The following is a 17,875-nucleotide window of genomic DNA, read 5'->3' as shown; positions in this document are numbered from 1 at the left end:
GGAGGAGGTATGCGATGAAAAAAAGAATACGGATCCTTATTCCGCTTATTGTAGTTGCCTTGCTAGTTGCTTCTTATGCTATTTTTCAGCATGAAGACAGCGAAGACGCAGGTAAACTGACTACGACGAAGGTAATAACGTCAGATACCGCGGTGACTCAAAGCGCAGCAGGCTTAAAAGAAACCGAAAGCAGTCAGTCGGCACTGCAGATCGTGCAAAATGGATCGACAACAGCAAGTGCTACACAACTTGATGATAAGACTGGAAAAGCGAAAGCTCTCGATAAATATTTGACGGAATCGACCCCAGAGGGGAAACCGACGCCGGTAGAACCTCAGCAGGTTCAGGTAGATAAGAAACAAATTTATACCTGTACGCTATCGATCGTCTGCGGGACGATTCTGAACAATATGGATAAACTGGATCCGGAAAAAGTGGAACTGGTGCCAAAGGACGGTGTGATTTTTTCGGCAGCGAAGGTGCAATTTTATGAAGGAGAAAGTGTTTTTGATGTGTTGCAGCGAGCCACCAAAGACAGCAGGATCCATATGGAGTATGTGAATACCCCTATTTATAATTCGGCTTATATCGAAGGCATAAACAACTTGTATGAATTTGATTGCGGGGAGCTTTCCGGATGGATGTACAAAGTAAACGGTTGGTTCCCAAACTATGGATGCAGCCGGTATCAGCTAAAAGACGGGGATGTGGTGGAGTGGATTTATACTTGTGACTTAGGAAAGGATATCGGCGGAGATTATTCTGTTGGAGGCGAATGATGAGGGGAAATGCTTTTTCAGGATATCATCCTGTCGTTAATTTTTTATACTTTACCTTTGTGCTAGTATTTTCTATGGTGTTCATGCATCCGTTTTGTCTGCTGATATCGCTGATATGTGCATTTGTTTATTCATTTACATTAAAGGGAAGGAAAGCTGCGAAGTTTAACTTCCTTTTCTTGCTTCCTATGCTATTGATTACCGCAATAGTGAATCCGGCTTTCAATCACGAGGGAGCAACCATCTTAACCTATCTGAGGAGCGGGAATCCTTTGACATTGGAATCCATTGCATACGGACTTGCGGCTGCTGCCATGCTGGCTTCGGTTATTTGCTGGTTTTCCTGCTTCAATGAGATTATGACCTCCGATAAGTTTGTGTATTTATTTGGAAGGATACTTCCGTCATTTTCTCTTATACTGTCTATGGTATTGCGGTTTGTCCCGCGTTTTAAAGCTCAGATCAAGATTATTTCCAACGGGCAGAAAGGGGTCGGGCACGATGTGTCAAATGGAAGCATTGCGCAGCGTGTGAAGCAAGGTATAAAAATCCTATCCATTATGGTGACTTGGACATTGGAAAATGCTATAGAGACAGCAGATTCTATGAAGAGCAGAGGCTATGGACTTTCCGGTCGTACCGCTTTTTCTATTTATACGTTTGACCGAAGGGATCGGAAGGCCTTTGCCGCTATTTCATTGATCGGAATCTATATTATTTCAGGGGGAATGTTCGGCGGATTGGCTTTTCGATATTTCCCCACCATGAAAGGAGAACTTTCGAACCCGTTTACCGTAAGCTTATATTTTGCCTATTTAGGATTATGTCTTATTCCAGTGATAATTGACAGAGAGGAGAAGCAACGATGGATACATTCACAATCAAAGATTTAAGTTTTGCTTTTCCGGAACAGGAAAGAATGGTTTTAAAGGATATTGACTTATCCATTCATTCAGGCCAGTTCGTCACGATCTGCGGGGCTTCGGGCTGCGGAAAAACCACACTGCTTCGACATTTAAAAAGTGTGCTGACTCCTCATGGGGACAGAAGCGGGTACATTTTATTTGAAGGTCAACCGCTTGAAGAAATAGAACAAAGAATTCAAAGTCAAGAGATCGGATTTGTTATGCAAAGTCCCGATAATCAGATTGTTACCGATAAGGTGTGGCATGAATTGGCCTTTGGACTGGAAAGTCTTGGATACGATACGCCGAGTATCCGTTTAAGGGTGGCAGAAATGGCATCTTTCTTCGGTATTGAAACATGGTTTAATAAGAATACATCAGAGCTTTCGGGAGGACAGAAACAGCTATTGAATTTAGCGGCAATCATGGCTATGCAGCCAAAAGTATTGGTTTTGGATGAGCCTACAAGTCAGCTGGATCCGATAGCAGCTGCAGATTTTTTGGAGACGGTTGGAAAAATAAACAGGGAGCTCGGTACGACCATTTTGATAACAGAACATCGTCTTGAATCGGTACTGCCTTTATCGGATCGGGTTATTGTGATGGGGGAAGGGCAGATCATTGCGGACGGTGCGCCGAAGTCTGTGGCAGCGCTTTTGGATCGAAATAATCATAGTATGTTTTTATCGATGCCGGTTCCTGTACGCATTTTTGCGGCAGTACCGAATAATTTTGAATGTCCGGTCACGGTGCGAGAAGGCAGACAGTGGGTGACTAAAATATCGGAATCCAGAGGATTAAAAGCTATTAAAAAAGCAGAACAGCTTGAGAAAGAGGATAAATTTATAGAGATAGAAGAAACTATGGTCGAATTAAAAGAAGTGTGGTTTCGATACGAACGAGACCTTTCGGATGTAGTAAAGGGCACATCTTTGAAAGTAAATAAGGGAGAGATTTATGCATTGCTAGGGGGAAATGGTACGGGCAAAACAACAACCTTGTCACTGATAGCCGGCATTCATCAACCGTATCGTGGAATGGTCAAATTGGAAGGTAAAAGTCTTTCAGAAATGACGGATAAAGACAAATTCAGCGGATTGCTCGGGGTATTGCCGCAGAATCCGCAAACCTTATTTGTGAAGAAAACACTGGAAAGAGATCTTTATGAGATGCTGGATGGCAGCGGAATATCCAAAGAAGAGAGGACAGCACAAGTAGACAAGGTGGTTCACCTTTGTCAGTTAGAGCATTTGCTTCAGCAGCATCCTTATGATTTGTCGGGCGGGGAGCAGCAACGAGCTGCACTGGCTAAGATTTTGCTTCTAAAGCCTAGAATACTTTTACTGGATGAGCCTACCAAGGGGCTAGATGGTGAGTTTAAACAAACCTTTGCAGCAATCTTAAATAGACTGACTAAACAAGGTATCACGGTTATCATGGTCAGTCATGATATTGAATTTTGTGCAAAATATGCACACCGCTGCGGTTTGTTTTTTGATGGAAATATTGTTACAGAGGGCACTCCTAATCAATTCTTTTCGGGAAACAGCTTTTACACGACAGCAGCCAATCGAATGGCAAGACATTTGCTGCCGGAAGCCATTACCGCAGAACAGATTATTTCGGCTTGCGGAGGAAAGCTTCCCGTAGAATCGGAAGAGGCTTATTCCAATGATGATCCGGATGATGAAGATTTCAAAGGCGATGGAGACACTCAAATAGAAAAGAGGACATCAATCCATGTTCAATCCAAACGTATAGAAGAGAAGGGTAAGCCCACAAGAAAATCAACATTCTCAAGAGGTGAAAACCCGCTTTATTTCGATCAAATTGCAGTTCCGGAGAGAACGATCTCCAAGAGAACAGCCGCCGCCGCTTTCATGATATTGCTCTTGATCCCTTTGACCATATTTTGCGGGGTCTATTATTTAGAAGACAGAAAATACTATTTTATTTCCATGTTATTAATTTTGGAGACGATGCTTCCATTTGCGATGGTATTTGAATCCAGAAAACCTCAGGCGAGGGAATTGATCGTTATAGCCGTGTTATGTGCGATTGGTGTCGCGGGAAGGGCAGCTTTTTTCATGATTCCACAGTTTAAGCCGGTAATGGCTATGGTGATTATCGCTGGCGTGGCTTTTGGAGGAGAAACAGGATTTTTGGTCGGAGCGGTAACAGCCTTCATGTCAAATATGTTTTTTGGACAAGGACCTTGGACGCCGTGGCAAATGTTTGGATTTGGAATAGTAGGGTTTTTGGCAGGCATTCTATTTAGAAAAGGTCTGTTACGAAGGAACAAATTATCACTGTCCATTTTTGGAGGATTGGCTACCTTTTTGATCTATGGAGGTATCATGAATCCGGCTTCTGTTATCATGTTTCAATCAAGACCTACGAAGGAAATGTTTCTGCTTTCTTATATACAGGGGGTACCTTTCGATTTGATTCATGCGGCGTCAACCGTCATCTTTTTATGGGCTATTTCTCAGCCAATGCTTGAGAAATTGGATCGGATTAAGCTCAAGTACGGCTTAATAGAATAACTTTAAGGGGCTGTCTCAAAAGGTTGGAACTTAAATAGCCAGTAACGACGGATCATTCTGAAAGCGAATCCGGGCTACTGGCTATCTAAAAAAATCAAACTATTTGAGATAGCCTCTTATAACATGATTTCTACTTTCTCATCCAATTGGATCTCATCCGGAGATACAAGGCAATCAAATGACAATAAGTTCACTCCTGATTGCTGAGCTAACTCCAGCGCTTCCGCGAAGGCCGAATGAGTTCGTCGATTCGGGGTAAGATATTGCACCCCTTTCATCTGAACGATAAACACCAGGTAAGCAAGATACCCTTCTTCTTTGGCTTTACACAGTTCAAGTATATGTTTCACTCCGCGCTCAGTGGGAGCATCGGGAAAAAGTACAATACCATCTTCTTCAAGGGTGACACCCTTGACTTCAATGAAAGCCTTTTTAGAATCGTTCTCCATGTAAAAATCGAACCGTGAATCCCCATAGTGCTTTTCGGATTTCAGAATTCCATAGGGGTAGCGAAAACCAGGCAGCTCCAATCCCCCTTTTTGTATGGCTTCAAAGAAGACTTTATTAGGGGCAAGGGAGTCCATATTGATCACTCTGCCGGATTTTTCAACACTGATGAGGGTATATTGAGTTTTACGATTTGGGTGGGGATTTTTTTCTAGGTAAACCGTGCAGCCCGGCACGAGCAATTCTTTGCATCGACCGGTATTTCTAACGTGTGCTTCAATTTTTATGCCGTCCAGTTCGCATTCGGCGATAAACCGATTTGGTCTGAATCGGAACGTCGCTTGATGTATGTTATTGTATTTCATATCATTTAATCCTATTTTCATTTTATTTTAATAATATATAGATTTCCGCAAAAAGACTAATTCTTAAAGCCAGTTTTATTATGGTAAAAATATTTTATAGCATCACTTTTTTGTCTGGAATTTATTTTATAACGTTATTACAAATATATCAAGAATTATACTGCGGAAGAGATTGTATTTGCTTGATTAGGAAATTTATTTTTATAGATGGCGAAGGCATTAACGAGTTTAATTAATAATAGTAGCAACCATGAATCAGCATCCGAACAATGAATAATACTCTTTTCAAATGAAAAAATGAAAGGTATAATAAAAAAGAGATTTCATCTGCTTTTATAGTTGAGGAGCTATAAAGAAGCAGCTGAAAGTGAAGAGCCAACAAACTCTGAAGAATAGGTATAAGGATTTTACATATAGCAGATACTAGCAGTCTTATAGTTCAACAAAAGAGAATGGAGATAAATTTGGAGGAACCAGCATGAATGCTATTTTTAAAAGAAAAAGTATAAGAAAGTTTCAAAAAAGACCGGTTGAAAATTATAAAATAGATTTAATATTAAAGGCAGCCATGACCGCGCCTTCTGCTTGCAATCAACAGCCTTGGGAATTTTATGTCATTCGGGAAAGAGTGAAATTGCTCGAACTTTCCAAAATCAGCCCATATGCGATGTCTACCAAAAATGCGACGGTGGCAATTGTAAACTGTTATCGCAATGATATAGAGATGCCTCAATATGCAGAAATTGATTTGAGTGCGTGTACAGAAAATATTCTTTTAGAGGCCGCTGAAATTGGCCTGGGAGCTGTGTGGCTTGGGGTTGCGCCGATTAAGGAAAGAATGCAGTTGGTGAGAGAGATTCTTGGCATACCAGAACATTTACAACCGTTCGCGATTATTCCTATAGGATATCCTGCAAATGAAGCCAAACAAGAAAATAGATATGACCCGAGCCGCGTTCATTATGACTAGGGATTTTCACTGGAAAATAGGCTTCTGATGAAAGAAAAAGCTTCATTATATGGAAAAAATATTGTATAATATGCTAAGTTACAGTAAATAGCGGGCATGAAGTACTCGGGTGGTTTGCTAGCTCAGATAATTATACGATATAGGAGTTGAATAAATGGAAAAACAAAAGTTATTTAAGAATATAATGATAATAGCCGGCATCGTGGCGATTGCTTATATGGGGCTGAACGCGTTGAAAGGCATTAGAATTCCGGGATTTCTTCCTTTCACGTTTGTAGTTTTAATGGCGGCAATGTATAAACTGGAGGAAATGGGGCCAAACAAAAGGAAAAATAAAATGATTTTAATCATTATCATGGTGTTGGAAGTCGTTGCTGGCATTATGCAAATTACTGCAGCAATGGGCAATTAATACATATCCATTGCATGTAATAATCATTGATGAATAGAAATGGGCTGGCTGCATTTGTCAGTCTGTTTTTTGACATATACATAACAGTAATTTGGCATAACCTCAGGATAAAGAGGATTGAATTTATAAATTGGTAGAACGAAAATGTAGCAGCAAATATTTGTATGTACAAACAAGATAGGTGATTGAATTGGCAGATGAAATGAAAGAATGTGATTGTAAATTAGATGGGTGTTTATTTTTTTCAACGGCAAAGCTTGCACGTGTATTTGGGAAAATAGCGGACGACGCTTTTTCTAAAACCGGATTGTCACCTAGTCATGCATTGCTTCTGTACCTTGTTAATCAGGAGGGCGGAATTCCACAGAAAGAAATCGGAGAGTTGCTGCACTTGATGCCTTCTACCATAACCCGTTTTGTTGAAAAATTGGAGCAAAAAAAGTTAGTACGAAAGAGGAATCAAGGAAAGAATGTGTACCTTTGCACGACGGAAAAAGGCTTATCTATGCAGGATGAAATTATAAAGGCTTGGAATAATTTGAATAAAAAGTATAAAAATATTTTAACAGAAGCTGAAACCCTCCAATATATTCTACTCAGCAATAAGCTGCTGAGTGAAATAGAAAACCAAGAGGATTAGCAAAAAGTTTAATTTGTCAGGAGGTATTTATAATGAGAGAAATTTTTGACAGAAGAAGTATACGTAAGTTTAAAAATCAAGCGGTAGAGCCGGAGAAAATTGATCGGTTGCTCAGAGCGGCTATGCAGGCTCCTTCTGCAGCTAATCAGCAGCCGTGGGAGTTTATCGTCGTACAGGAAAAAGAAATGCTGGAAAAACTGGCACAGACCTCCCCTTATGCAAAGCCTGTTTCAGAATCGGCGGCGACCTTCGTCCTTCTTGCAAATGAAAACGATATGAGAATTCATTCAGCCTGGGAACAGGATCTGAGTGCGGCGGCGGAGAATCTTTTATTGGAAGCTGTTCACCTGAACCTTGGGGGTGTCTGGTTTGGCGTAGCCACTGCGGGTTTTATCGTTGAAAATGTGCGGAATTTATTTAAGCTTCCTGCGCACATTAGACCCTTTGCATTGATTTCAGTGGGTTATCCTGACGGCCAACAGAATCAATTTATCGACCGATACAAAGCGGAAAAAGTTCATTATGAGCAATGGTGATACGTCGAGCACGAAGTTCGAGTGCCGGCTTTATGACAAAGAAATATTCCCTGTATTCTTTTGAATGCAGGGTTTTTTGTTCGTGTATACATATAGTTAATGCGTTAATATTCTAATGTAGATAGTCCTTCTTCAATAAGCTTCTTTAAATCATCATATGAAATTTCCAGTGCTACCGCCAATTCACCAAATAAAAAGGCTTCTGCTTGTTTCATGTATTTTTGATCCGTTTGACCTAACTGTTTACTATTCTTTATAAGAATACTATTTTTAATATGAACCGTTTTAATAATCTGCAACAGTTTTTCCGGATCATAAGTTTGAAGAAATTTCTCATATAAGTCTGATAACGCTCGCACATTATGATTATCGCATACATTTTCAAGAATCTCTGGAATAGGAACGATTTCTGTAATTTGTGAAACTAATTGTTCTGCTTGTTGTTTGGTAATGATAGCACGTATAAAGATTGCTGTATTTATAGGCGTATATATGACACCATTGTCATATATAGGAGCAAGTTTATAATATAGCTGATCTTTATCGGACATGAGAATATGGTCTAAGGTGCAGACCTCCTCAATATGACATACTCCTGAACTACCATAGATAATGAAATCACCTTGTTGATACATCTTTTACCTCCAAACATACCCAGCCATTTAATAAAAAGAAATGCGTGTAATCTTGACAACTGGGCCTATGTTCCTCAAAAACTACACGCCATATTAATATTTTAACATAATTTTCATGAGAAATGTAAGTTGAAATTTTTATATGGTAAAAATGATACAAGAGCTAAGAAGCCTATACCTGTATCTTTTACCTCAACCTTAGATTAAAAAAGTCTGTTTTACGAAGAGATAACTTACTTTTTACATAAATCTCCATCAGTTTTTACTTTCTAATGGGATAATTAAAATCAAGATCAAGAAAGACACAATGATTCTAGAATAAAGGTGCAATATTATAATATAGGAGTAATGAATGATGTACGGTGTTATAGATATTGGTTCAAATACCATAAGACTATCTCTTTATAAAAAAACAGATTCAAGCTTTAAATTGATGCTGAATAAAAAGAATATGGCCGGACTTGCCGGTCATGTAAGCAGGAATGGCAATCTTTCTAAAAAGGGTATCAAGAAAACCATCGGGATTTTAAGAGCATATCGACAAATTCTTAATAATATTGAAGTAAAAGAGGTTTTTGTATTTGCGACGGCTTCTCTTCGAAATGTCAAGAATACGCAAGAAGCAATTAAGATTATTAATGAGCAAACGGGATTTGATATAGATCTTGTGTCCGGCGAACAGGAAGCTATTTATGATTTTGTCGGTGCAACTCATGTCATGAATTTGGACAAGGGCATTCTGATTGATATCGGAGGCGGCAGCACAGAACTTGTTTTTTACAGCAATGGAGAGATTGAAAAAGCGGTTTCACTACCCATTGGTTCACTCAGTCTTTATACGAAATTTGTGAAAAATATCTTACCGACTAAAAAAGAGCTTTCAAAAATGAAAGACTGCATAAACGATGAATTGAAAACGATCGAAATTTCTGGTGAGTATCAAATCATTTGCGGTGTTGGCGGCACCATACGAGGGGCTTGCAAGCTAAACAATGAAATCTTCGATATGGTTTCCGGCAACAGGAATATTGAAATAAAAAGATTGAATGAAATGTTGAGGGATTTTTCCGAAGAAAGAAAATATGCGGTACAAAAAATTATTAAAAATATCCCTGACCGTATTCACACCATTATACCCGGAATGACTATTTTAGAAAGTATCTCTGAAAAATATAACAGTGAAACTATCGTCGTAAGCGAATATGGAATTCGAGAAGGATATTTATATACAAAACTGTTTTTGGAGGGAAGTAATAGTGACAGCAGTGATAGCGAACAATAGACGTTATACACAAAACAGGGAATTGTCATGGCTTAAATTTAATGAGCGTGTATTAGAAGAGGCAGCAGATTCCAGCGTACCGTTGATGGAGAGATTAAAATTTGTATCCATCTTTACAAGCAATCTAGATGAGTTCTTTATGATACGAGTGGGGAGTTTATTTGATTTATCTGTTGTCGATGAGGAGCATCGTGACAATAAATCCGGTATGACTGCAAAGGAGCAATTGGAGAAGATATATATTGCTGTACGAACTCTTTACGAACAAAAATCAAAAGTGTATAAAGAAATCAAAACGGGACTTCAGGAGTATGGCGTATCTCCTCTTGATTTTTATGAACTGGAAACGGTAGAAGTAAAATACATAAAAGAATATTATAAAGCGAACATAAAGCCGATTTTGTCTCCTCAAATTGTGGACCCCCATCATCCGTTCCCCCATATCGCAAATAAAGAAATCTATATTATTGCGCTTTTGAAACATAGAAATGACAACATTTTGGGACTTTTACCGGTTCCGCATACCCTTCCTGAAATTATTTTTTTCCCGAGCAGCGATGTGCGGTATATTCGTACGGAAAAAGTTCTTTTAGAATTTGCAAGCGATGCTTTTGGAAAACATGAAATCGTCGAAAAAAATTGCTTGTGCGTTACGAGAAATGCGGATATCAATCCGGATAGTGAAACGTTTGAAGCAATTGAAGACTTCAGGAGCTTCATGAAAAAATTTCTACATAAACGAAAAAAACTATCCGTGATAAGACTGGAAGCCAATTATTCGATGAGTGAAAAATTTTCAAACTATCTTTGTGAGAAATTCGACATAGAATCTCGGCAGATTTTTATTTCCGATACACCGCTCAAAATGGAATATGTCTTTGGATTATTCTCAAAACTTTCGGTGTTGCAGACAAAACAGCTTACCTATCCCGCCTTCACGTCGGCACAAAGCGCGAGTCTTACTTTTCAACAGAGCATGATCAAACAAATCAAGCAAAAAGATGTTATGTTGTTTTATCCTTTTGAGAATATGGATGCTTTTTTGCACTTGATTAAAGAAGCAGCCAATGATCCAAATACAATCGCTATCAAGATAAGTATCTATCGACTGGCAAAAAAAGCAAAGTTGGTAGATTACCTCTGTGCTGCGGCGGAAAACGGCAAAGAAGTCACTGTTTTAATGGAACTTAGAGCTCGGTTTGATGAGCAGAATAATATCGATTGGTCGGAAAAATTGGAGGAATTCGGCTGTAAGATCATTTATGGACTGGATGCCTATAAAGTTCACTCAAAAGTGTGCTTGATTATGCTGAAAGAAAAAAGCGGGGTAAGTTATATCACACAAGTAGGTACGGGAAATTACAATGAAAAAACGGCAGAACTTTATACAGATTTATCTTTAATCACGGCAAATCCGGATATCGGACGAGATGCCGCTGAATTTTTTAAAAATATGTCTATCGGGCACATCGACGGAAATTATGAACAATTATTGGTCGCACCGACAAATTTTAAATCATCCTTGCTTGCAATGATCGACGAAGAAATCGGAAAAGGAGAGCACGGTTCCATTATAATCAAGATTAACTCTTTAACGGATATTGATATGATCGACAGACTAACCGAGGCATCGAAAGCAGGTGTAAATATAAAACTGATCGTTCGGGGAATCTGCTGCCTTTTACCAAAGATAAACGGTGAAACCGATAATATCACCATAATCAGCATTGTAGGGAGATTTTTAGAACATTCTAGAATATATAGCTTTGGTAAGGGAGATCAACAACAAATTTATATCTCCTCTGCCGATTTAATGACCAGAAATACCGAACGAAGAATCGAAGTAGCCTGCCCTGTATTAGACAAATATATTAAATATCAGATTAATACTATTCTGGAGGCGATTTGGTATGACAATGTAAAAGCAAGAATTCTTTTTAACGATGGGAATTATATAAAGAAAATTGACAATCGTGCATCGATTGATTGTCAAGTGTACTTTGAACAAGTGTATTCAGAGAGAGCTGCTAAGGTTTCAGCCGTCAAGAAGGGGTTCTGGCACAAATTCTCATCCTTTGTAAGCAAGCTCCGAATTACTTTATAAATATTAAAAAATTAAATCTTAATTTGGAAAAAGGGAGACTGAAAGGCTTAGGAAAATTAATCTTTACAATTTTTTGAAAAACTGCATAAATAATTTTAAACTGACTTCTCAGAAATCTGTTGATAATCATAATCTTTTGAGATAAAATTTAGCTTTGGAGGTTTGTTTAAAATGAATGAAAGAAGGAGAAACGAAAATTGAAAGATATAATAAGCAAATGGAATCAGATCAGTCTTGTTAAGAGAATCATTTTAGGACTTATTATCGGTATTATTTTAGCTTTGCTTGTTCCGGAACAAGCTCAACCCATTACCATTTTTGGTGCACTATTTGTAGGGGCATTAAAAGCAGTTGCGCCGGTATTGGTATTCTTTTTAGTAATGGCGGCTATTTCTCAGCATAGAAGCGGGCATCAGACAAACATGAAATCTATTCTTATACTGTATTTATTAGGAACATTTTTAGCTGGCCTCATTGCAGTTGTTGCAAGCTTTATCTTCCCAGTTAGTCTGACCCTTGGTGCCGGTGCAGAAAATTTGGCCCCTCCGGGTGCCGTGTCAGAAGTGTTGAAGAATCTGCTTACAAGCGTTGTGGACAACCCGGTGAAGGCACTTTTCAATGCAAATTACATTGGCATTTTGGCTTGGGCTTGTCTTTTTGGATTTACGTTAAGAGATGCAAAACAAAGTACAAAGGATATGATTACGAATTTCTCTGATTCGGTATCCACAATCGTAAAGTGGGTCATTAATTTCGCTCCTGTCGGAATTATGGGTTTAGTTTTTGAATCCATCAGTACCAATGGGATTGGCGTATTAAGCGAATACGGCAGACTGCTAGTACTCTTACTAGGATGTATGGTTTTTGTGGCGCTTGTTGTCAATCCGATTATTGTTTTTGTAAATATTCGCAGAAACCCATATCCTTTGGTGTTTAAGTGTTTGAAAGACAGCGGTATCACGGCGTTCTTTACACGCAGCTCTGCTGCAAACATTCCGGTTAATATGCAGCTTTGCGAAAGACTGGGATTAGACAAGGATACTTACTCCGTATCCATTCCTTTAGGTGCGACCATCAATATGGCGGGTGCAGCTGTTACTATTTCTGTATTGACGTTAGCGGCAGTAAATACACTGGGAATTGAAGTGGATATTGCCACAGCAATTATCCTCAGCGTATTGTCGGCTGTTTGTGCTTGCGGAGCTTCCGGCGTGGCAGGAGGATCCTTGCTTTTGATCCCCGTTGCATGCAGTTTATTTGGTATTCCAAATGATGTTGCGTCACAGGTCATTGGAGTTGGCTTCATTATCGCTGTTTTACAAGACTCTTGCGAAACAACACTGAATTCTTCAACCGACGTTTTATTTACTGCTACAGCAGAATTTGCAAAAAGACGTAAAGAAGGAAAAGCATATTAATTTTATCTGGTAATACCTCTATTCCCCTTGTCTTTTTTAATGAACAGGGGGAATATTTTTTATGTTTAAATTCAAATGGAGTGGTAATATTATATTTATCAACATATGAAAGGAGAAAAGGTATGCTGTTTGTTTGCTACCCTAAATGTACAACCTGTCAAAAAGCCAAGCGATGGCTGGACGAAAACGGAAAAGAATATGAATGGAGGGATATAAAAGAAGGTAGGCCTACATATGACGAATTGAAGCAATGGCATCAATGGAGCAAGCTTCCGTTAAAAAGATTTTTTAATACAAGTGGGTTAAAGTATAAGGAACTGAACTTGAAAGATAAACTGCTTACTATGTCAGAGGAGGAGCAGCTTCGGCTTTTAGCCAGTGACGGTATGCTGGTAAAAAGACCCTTATTGATTGCAGAGGATTTGATATTAGTAGGTTTTAAACAATCCGAGTGGGAAGAACATTTATAAGATCGAAATAGGTTGAAGAGAACACATGAGAGACAATGGACTTTCATGTGTTTTGTTTTGAATCTATTGTGTAATGATTAAAACAAGGTGTATAATGTTAAGGAAAATAGGTGGTGTATTTTGGAAGGGATTAATGACTGAAAGGCGAGAAATAATGAAAAAATACATAGTAGTCGGCATTACCGTTTTTATCTTATTGTTTTGCAGCACAGGCGCAGCAGCTTCATCTACAATTAATATCAACATGGATGGAAAGAATATATCCTTTTCACAGAATACAGGAAGCCCATTTATTGATCAGTATAACAGGACATTGGTTCCGTTTCGCGTTACGCTGGAGAGCTTCGGTTGTCAAGTCACATGGGACAATAGTCAAAAACTGGCTTATGCCCAGAAGGATGGTATTCTCGTATGTGTTCCGATCGGACAAAACAATATTTGGATAAATGGTACATCGGTAGAAAATGATACACAGGCTATTATCAAAGACGGAAGAACCTATCTGCCAATCAGAGCTGTGTTAGAGGCCTTTGGTGCCTCCGTAGAGTGGGATAAGACATCGCAAGCAGTTATCGTTGATTCCGATGGAAATTGGAATCAGCAGCGAAATCTGGCCTTGTCACAAGATACCGATGAAAGCTATAAAGCGGTTTCCTATCAATGGGAATATCCGGCCGGATCCATTTGGAGCTATGAGCTGGCATTATCAACCCCTATTTATGACAGGTATAAGAGCATGGACCGGAATCGAATCATTGGATATACTTACTATGTAAATGATACGTACGATGATGAATTCCTGAATGAATTAGCTCATGTTTTTAAGAAAACGGCAGAAGAAAATAATATGAGTGATTGGGATATGGTCAATTTGATGGTGTGCTTTGTACAGAGCTTTGAATACACCTCGGATTATGAGACAACCGGTTACGATGAATACCCGAAATTTCCGTTGGAAACCTTATACGATCGAGGTGGTGATTGTGAAGACACCAGTATTTTATTGGTTTCTCTTTTGAGACAATTGGGATATGGCGCAGTCATGTTGGAATATGATGATCACATGGCAGTAGGGATCAAAGGTGCGGACAACTTAAAGGGTACTTATTATGAACAAGATGGTTCAAGATACTATTATATTGAAACGACAAGTACAGGCTGGAAAATCGGTAAAATTCCAGAGGAATATGCTGAAAAAGAAGTAACGGTGTTACATGTGGATTGATAATAAAAGATAAGCTGGAAGTAAATCTATACGAATTAATTGAAGCTTGGCTCTATCAGGTATTTAATAAGAGAATTAAATCAGAGTATAAATGTGAAAAAAGAGGATAAAATGGATGATATAAAATTGGGAAAATATAAGCACTATAAAGGCCAGGAATATCAGGTTCTTTCTCTGGCGACTCATTCGGAGACGCTTGAACTGATGGTGGTGTATCAAGCTCTTTATGGGGAGAGAGGAATTTGGGTCAGACCAAAATCGATGTGGAATGATCTGGTTGAAAAAGAGGGGAAAATCTATAAACGATTCGAATGGATCGAGTAAGCCTGATTATGAAAAGGTTGAAATATACACATGTGAGAGTGTATGGAAAAATGCCATATACAATATATGCAAAAAAAATGAAAATATGCGAAAAAGTTGTTGACAGTTCTCAAATAAACTGCTAATATATTAAATGTTGACGGCAGAAATGTGGAAGACATGGCGGTGTAGCTTAGTTGGCTAGAGCGTCCGGTTCATACCCGGAAGGTCGGTGGTTCGAATCCACTCGCCGCTACCATTTTTAAAATGGGCGTTTAGCTCAGCTGGGAGAGCATCTGCCTTACAAGCAGAGGGTCATAGGTTCGAGCCCTATAACGCCCACCATTTTATTTATGCGGCCTGGTAGTTCAGTTGGTTAGAATGCCAGCCTGTCACGCTGGAGGTCGTCGGTTCGAGCCCGATCCAGGTCGCCACTTTTAAATATAAAAAAGTGCAGATGAAATGGTAGAATATGACATGGTGGGTATCGTCAAGTGGTTAAGACACAGGGTTGTGGCTCCTGTATGCGTGGGTTCAAATCCCACTATCCACCCCATTTAAAAGATTTAAATGAACATTGGGGTATCGCCAAGCGGTAAGGCAATGGATTCTGATTCCATCATGCGCAGGTTCAAATCCTGCTACCCTAGCCAACAAAAGCCGGTCAAACGGCCGGTGTATGGCGACATAGCCAAGTGGTAAGGCAGAAGTCTGCAAAACTTCTATTCCCCAGTTCAAATCTGGGTGTCGCCTCCAAAAAATTGAGGGATCAGTTTCGAATAGAAACCGGATTCCTTTTTTATTTGCTGAATTTTACATTATCTGCAATAACTAAGCCTAGCGAGGCTTTTTTTATTTTTTAGTGTCCTCTCTTAATTACACAGGATAAGATTACATTATATGAATATATTGTAATAACATAGAAAGATGAATCAGATTAAAGAGAAGGAAGTGAGGGAATGTTTTACCAATTGAGCTTAGACGCCCAATTGCTACTTGTAAACCTTTGGGCAACTAGACGTTTTATGTAATAACGTAGGCATCCAATTTCAACAACTCAGTCTCTTAGATATCAGTGAGGATCAGTTCGATCAGACCTTTAAAGTGAACATATATTCTCATTTTTATACAACAAAAGCGGCACTCCCGTATTTAAAACCAGGAAGTTCAATTATAGGTACAACATCTGTAGTGACTTATGTTGGTGAAAATCAGCTTATTGATTATACCGCTACAAAAGGGGCCATAGTCGGATTTACACGTGCTTTAGCCCGAAGTGTTGCTCCTAAAGGAATAAGAGTTAACGCCGTAGCCCCAGGTAAGATTTGGACGCCTTTGATCCCAGCTAGTTTTTCTGCAGATCAAACTGCATTGCCAGAGGATAATATGATGATGCGTATGGGTCAACCGTTTGAGCTAGCACCTACATATGTCTATTTAGCTTCTGATGATTCGCGCTTTGTAACTGGTCAAGTGCTTCATGTGGATGGTGGGCAATCCACCAATTCTTAATTTTAATATATATAGTAGAATCAAGAAGCTCAAGAGAATTACTTGGATTACGGTGTGCCATAAGGGATACCGCCTTTAAGATTCCAATATCTTATAGATATTGGAATCTTTTTGTCATAAAAATAGAAACAGGAAATAATTTAAAAAGTACGAGGTGTTTACATTTTTACAATATAGTGATATATTAATAATAATGGAATAATTTGTAAAATATTAATATAAGAGATGGAGGGAAAAGATGAAGATTTGTAAAACATGCGGAAACAAATTAAGTGATGATGATAAAGAGTGTTTGATATGCAAAGCCAGTACAGAGAATGCTGTAATCGTTGATGATAACGATACTGCAAAGGTGGAAGAAACGATTGAAGGGATAAGAACAACAGCACAAAACCAGCCTGAAAAAAAGAAAGGCAAAGGTATATGGATAGCAGTTGCGGTTGTAGTTCTTCTTGGTATTATAGGAGTGATTAGCGGCGGCGGAGATAAGGAGAATTCAGGTGACCGGCAGGCTTCAACGTCAACGGTGCAGCCGGATTCAAGTGAGCAATCAACTTCTGATATCAGCGAGGATAAAGTGACCTATGACAATTTTCTAAAAATTAATATGGGTTCTAGCTATTCAGATGTTGTTGCTATATTAGGAGAAGAAGGAACGGAAGAATCCTCCAATGACATTGCAGGAATCAAAACAGTGATGTATAGCTGGAAAGGACCCGGATTGTCCAGTTTAAATATCATTATTCAGGATGATGAGATCACGACCAAAGCGCAAATGGGCTTACAGGAGTCCGCTGAAGAAATCACCCTGGATCAGTACAATCAAGTTCGGGAAGGAATGACTTATGCGCAAGCAAAAGCTATTTTAGGCGAAGGTCAGATACTCTCACAGTCGGAAATAATGGGTATAGATACAACGATGTACGCGTGGATTAACAAAGACGGTGCAAACGCTAATTTGACCTTTCAAGGAGATAGCCTTCAAGTAAAAGCGCAATTCAATTTAAAGTGAGTGATACCATGATGGAGAGAGCAGCAAAAGCTGCTCTCTTTCATATTGTTTTCTTTGTTATTCAGTTATATAATAAAAACAAGATATCATATCTTATATATTTTTGAATAAAATGAATTGTTCCAGTATTAATGGCGACATAGCCAAGTGGTAAGGCAGAGGTCTGCAAAACCTTTATTCCCCAGTTCAAATCTGGGTGTCGCCTCCAAAGTTGAACTCTAAACACATTGAATTTGACGGGTTTAGAGTTTTTTATTTGTTTTTTGTTATGGTTGCAACTGGTTGCACTATCCTAAAGCAGATGTCATTGTTTT

Annotated in this window: 16 protein-coding genes, 7 tRNA genes and 1 pseudogene; 22 read left to right on the top strand and 2 right to left on the bottom strand. The window is 38.9% G+C overall.

Features of this window, described 5'->3' with window-relative positions:
- Positions 1-14: 14 nt before the first annotated feature.
- From JYB65_RS12670 to JYB65_RS12660, 3 genes are read left to right on the top strand one after another with little or no spacing between them, the layout of a single operon-like run.
- Positions 15-779: a DUF4430 domain-containing protein gene (locus tag JYB65_RS12670; protein ID WP_206583053.1), complete on the top strand. Its 765-nt coding sequence runs from the start codon at positions 15-17 to the stop codon at positions 777-779.
- Positions 776-1,672: an energy-coupling factor transporter transmembrane component T gene (locus tag JYB65_RS12665; protein ID WP_342366669.1), complete on the top strand. Its 897-nt coding sequence runs from the start codon at positions 776-778 to the stop codon at positions 1,670-1,672. The genes JYB65_RS12670 and JYB65_RS12665 overlap by 4 nt, the downstream gene beginning before the upstream one ends.
- A complete protein-coding gene (locus tag JYB65_RS12660; protein WP_245156675.1) occupies positions 1,645-4,230 on the top strand; it encodes an ATP-binding cassette domain-containing protein in 2,586 nt (861 codons plus the stop codon). Before JYB65_RS12665 ends, JYB65_RS12660 begins: the two co-directional genes overlap by 28 nt.
- Positions 4,231-4,346: 116 nt before the next feature.
- On the opposite strand, the gene sfsA is transcribed toward JYB65_RS12660, so the two are convergent.
- Complete coding sequence (gene sfsA / locus JYB65_RS12655) at positions 4,347-5,042, bottom strand: DNA/RNA nuclease SfsA (RefSeq protein WP_206583052.1); 696 nt, start codon at positions 5,040-5,042, stop codon at positions 4,347-4,349.
- Between the two features lie 478 nt (positions 5,043-5,520).
- Here sfsA and JYB65_RS12650 point away from each other — a divergent pair, with 478 nt between their 5' ends.
- The 4 genes from JYB65_RS12650 (at position 5,521) to JYB65_RS12635 (ending at position 7,600) form a co-directional block, all read left to right on the top strand.
- The gene (locus JYB65_RS12650; protein WP_206583051.1) at positions 5,521-6,012 is read left to right on the top strand and encodes a nitroreductase family protein; all 492 of its coding nucleotides are present in this window, start codon (positions 5,521-5,523) and stop codon (positions 6,010-6,012) included.
- Between the two features lie 154 nt (positions 6,013-6,166).
- Positions 6,167-6,424, top strand: a complete 258-nt coding sequence (locus tag JYB65_RS12645; protein ID WP_206583050.1) for a hypothetical protein — start codon at positions 6,167-6,169, stop codon at positions 6,422-6,424.
- A gap of 190 nt (positions 6,425-6,614) precedes the next feature.
- Positions 6,615-7,064 (top strand): MarR family winged helix-turn-helix transcriptional regulator, encoded by a 450-nt coding sequence (locus JYB65_RS12640; RefSeq protein WP_206583049.1) that lies wholly within the window; start codon positions 6,615-6,617, stop codon positions 7,062-7,064.
- Between the two features lie 32 nt (positions 7,065-7,096).
- On the top strand, positions 7,097-7,600 hold the full coding sequence (locus tag JYB65_RS12635; RefSeq protein ID WP_206583048.1) for a nitroreductase family protein: 504 nt from the start codon (positions 7,097-7,099) through the stop codon (positions 7,598-7,600).
- 104 nt (positions 7,601-7,704) lie between these two features.
- Here the strand turns inward: JYB65_RS12635 and JYB65_RS12630 are convergent, their stop codons facing one another.
- Complete coding sequence (locus tag JYB65_RS12630; RefSeq protein ID WP_206583047.1) at positions 7,705-8,235, bottom strand: CarD family transcriptional regulator; 531 nt, start codon at positions 8,233-8,235, stop codon at positions 7,705-7,707.
- 352 nt (positions 8,236-8,587) lie between these two features.
- On the opposite strand from JYB65_RS12630, the gene JYB65_RS12625 reads away from it, so the two are divergent.
- The 15 genes and pseudogenes from JYB65_RS12625 to JYB65_RS12555 all read left to right on the top strand — a co-directional run bounded on the left by JYB65_RS12625 (position 8,588) and on the right by JYB65_RS12555 (position 17,769).
- The gene (locus tag JYB65_RS12625) at positions 8,588-9,517 is read left to right on the top strand and encodes a Ppx/GppA phosphatase family protein (RefSeq protein WP_206583046.1); all 930 of its coding nucleotides are present in this window, start codon (positions 8,588-8,590) and stop codon (positions 9,515-9,517) included.
- Positions 9,492-11,621: a polyphosphate kinase 1 gene (gene ppk1 / locus JYB65_RS12620; RefSeq protein ID WP_342366668.1), complete on the top strand. Its 2,130-nt coding sequence runs from the start codon at positions 9,492-9,494 to the stop codon at positions 11,619-11,621. The genes JYB65_RS12625 and ppk1 overlap by 26 nt, the downstream gene beginning before the upstream one ends.
- 197 nt (positions 11,622-11,818) lie before the next feature.
- On the top strand, positions 11,819-13,039 hold the full coding sequence (gene sstT, locus JYB65_RS12615) for a serine/threonine transporter SstT (RefSeq protein WP_206583044.1): 1,221 nt from the start codon (positions 11,819-11,821) through the stop codon (positions 13,037-13,039).
- A gap of 122 nt (positions 13,040-13,161) precedes the next feature.
- Complete coding sequence (locus JYB65_RS12610) at positions 13,162-13,509, top strand: arsenate reductase family protein (RefSeq protein WP_206583043.1); 348 nt, start codon at positions 13,162-13,164, stop codon at positions 13,507-13,509.
- 154 nt (positions 13,510-13,663) lie between these two features.
- Positions 13,664-14,734: a copper amine oxidase N-terminal domain-containing protein gene (locus JYB65_RS12605; RefSeq protein ID WP_206583042.1), complete on the top strand. Its 1,071-nt coding sequence runs from the start codon at positions 13,664-13,666 to the stop codon at positions 14,732-14,734.
- A gap of 111 nt (positions 14,735-14,845) precedes the next feature.
- A complete protein-coding gene (locus tag JYB65_RS12600; protein ID WP_206583041.1) occupies positions 14,846-15,058 on the top strand; it encodes a DUF1653 domain-containing protein in 213 nt (70 codons plus the stop codon).
- Between the two features lie 161 nt (positions 15,059-15,219).
- A tRNA-Met gene (locus JYB65_RS12595) sits at positions 15,220-15,296 on the top strand.
- A 10-nt stretch (positions 15,297-15,306) separates the two neighbouring features.
- Positions 15,307-15,382, top strand: a tRNA-Val gene (locus JYB65_RS12590).
- Positions 15,383-15,394: 12 nt separating this feature from the next.
- A tRNA-Asp gene (locus JYB65_RS12585) sits at positions 15,395-15,471 on the top strand.
- A gap of 46 nt (positions 15,472-15,517) precedes the next feature.
- Positions 15,518-15,593 (top strand) — tRNA-His (locus JYB65_RS12580).
- A 22-nt stretch (positions 15,594-15,615) separates the two neighbouring features.
- Positions 15,616-15,690: transfer RNA gene (locus JYB65_RS12575), tRNA-Gln, on the top strand.
- 28 nt (positions 15,691-15,718) lie between these two features.
- Positions 15,719-15,793, top strand: a tRNA-Cys gene (locus JYB65_RS12570).
- A gap of 246 nt (positions 15,794-16,039) precedes the next feature.
- Positions 16,040-16,549: pseudogene (locus JYB65_RS12565) on the top strand (SDR family oxidoreductase); the annotation flags it as partial.
- A 238-nt stretch (positions 16,550-16,787) separates the two neighbouring features.
- Positions 16,788-17,561: a DUF3862 domain-containing protein gene (locus JYB65_RS12560; protein WP_206583040.1), complete on the top strand. Its 774-nt coding sequence runs from the start codon at positions 16,788-16,790 to the stop codon at positions 17,559-17,561.
- A gap of 133 nt (positions 17,562-17,694) precedes the next feature.
- Positions 17,695-17,769 (top strand) — tRNA-Cys (locus tag JYB65_RS12555).
- The last annotated feature ends 106 nt before the right edge of the window (positions 17,770-17,875 follow it).

It is taken from the genome of Clostridium aminobutyricum, assembly GCF_017255415.1.
GTDB lineage: Bacteria > Bacillota > Clostridia > Peptostreptococcales > Anaerovoracaceae > Aminipila > Aminipila aminobutyrica.
This window is presented reverse-complemented; position numbering and strand designations above follow the sequence as displayed.

Coding starts and splice junctions, on each gene's coding strand:
- JYB65_RS12610 (WP_206583043.1), top strand. CDS start 13,162: ATGCTGTTTGTTTGCTACCCTAAATGTACAACCTGTCAAAAAGCCAAG.
- JYB65_RS12650 (WP_206583051.1), top strand. CDS start 5,521: ATGAATGCTATTTTTAAAAGAAAAAGTATAAGAAAGTTTCAAAAAAGA.
- JYB65_RS12665 (WP_342366669.1), top strand. CDS start 776: ATGATGAGGGGAAATGCTTTTTCAGGATATCATCCTGTCGTTAATTTT.
- JYB65_RS12630 (WP_206583047.1), bottom strand. CDS start 8,235: ATGTATCAACAAGGTGATTTCATTATCTATGGTAGTTCAGGAGTATGT.
- JYB65_RS12560 (WP_206583040.1), top strand. CDS start 16,788: ATGAAGATTTGTAAAACATGCGGAAACAAATTAAGTGATGATGATAAA.
- JYB65_RS12600 (WP_206583041.1), top strand. CDS start 14,846: ATGGATGATATAAAATTGGGAAAATATAAGCACTATAAAGGCCAGGAA.
- JYB65_RS12605 (WP_206583042.1), top strand. CDS start 13,664: ATGAAAAAATACATAGTAGTCGGCATTACCGTTTTTATCTTATTGTTT.
- JYB65_RS12670 (WP_206583053.1), top strand. CDS start 15: ATGAAAAAAAGAATACGGATCCTTATTCCGCTTATTGTAGTTGCCTTG.
- JYB65_RS12645 (WP_206583050.1), top strand. CDS start 6,167: ATGGAAAAACAAAAGTTATTTAAGAATATAATGATAATAGCCGGCATC.
- sfsA (WP_206583052.1), bottom strand. CDS start 5,042: ATGAAATACAATAACATACATCAAGCGACGTTCCGATTCAGACCAAAT.
- JYB65_RS12635 (WP_206583048.1), top strand. CDS start 7,097: ATGAGAGAAATTTTTGACAGAAGAAGTATACGTAAGTTTAAAAATCAA.
- JYB65_RS12625 (WP_206583046.1), top strand. CDS start 8,588: ATGATGTACGGTGTTATAGATATTGGTTCAAATACCATAAGACTATCT.
- JYB65_RS12660 (WP_245156675.1), top strand. CDS start 1,645: ATGGATACATTCACAATCAAAGATTTAAGTTTTGCTTTTCCGGAACAG.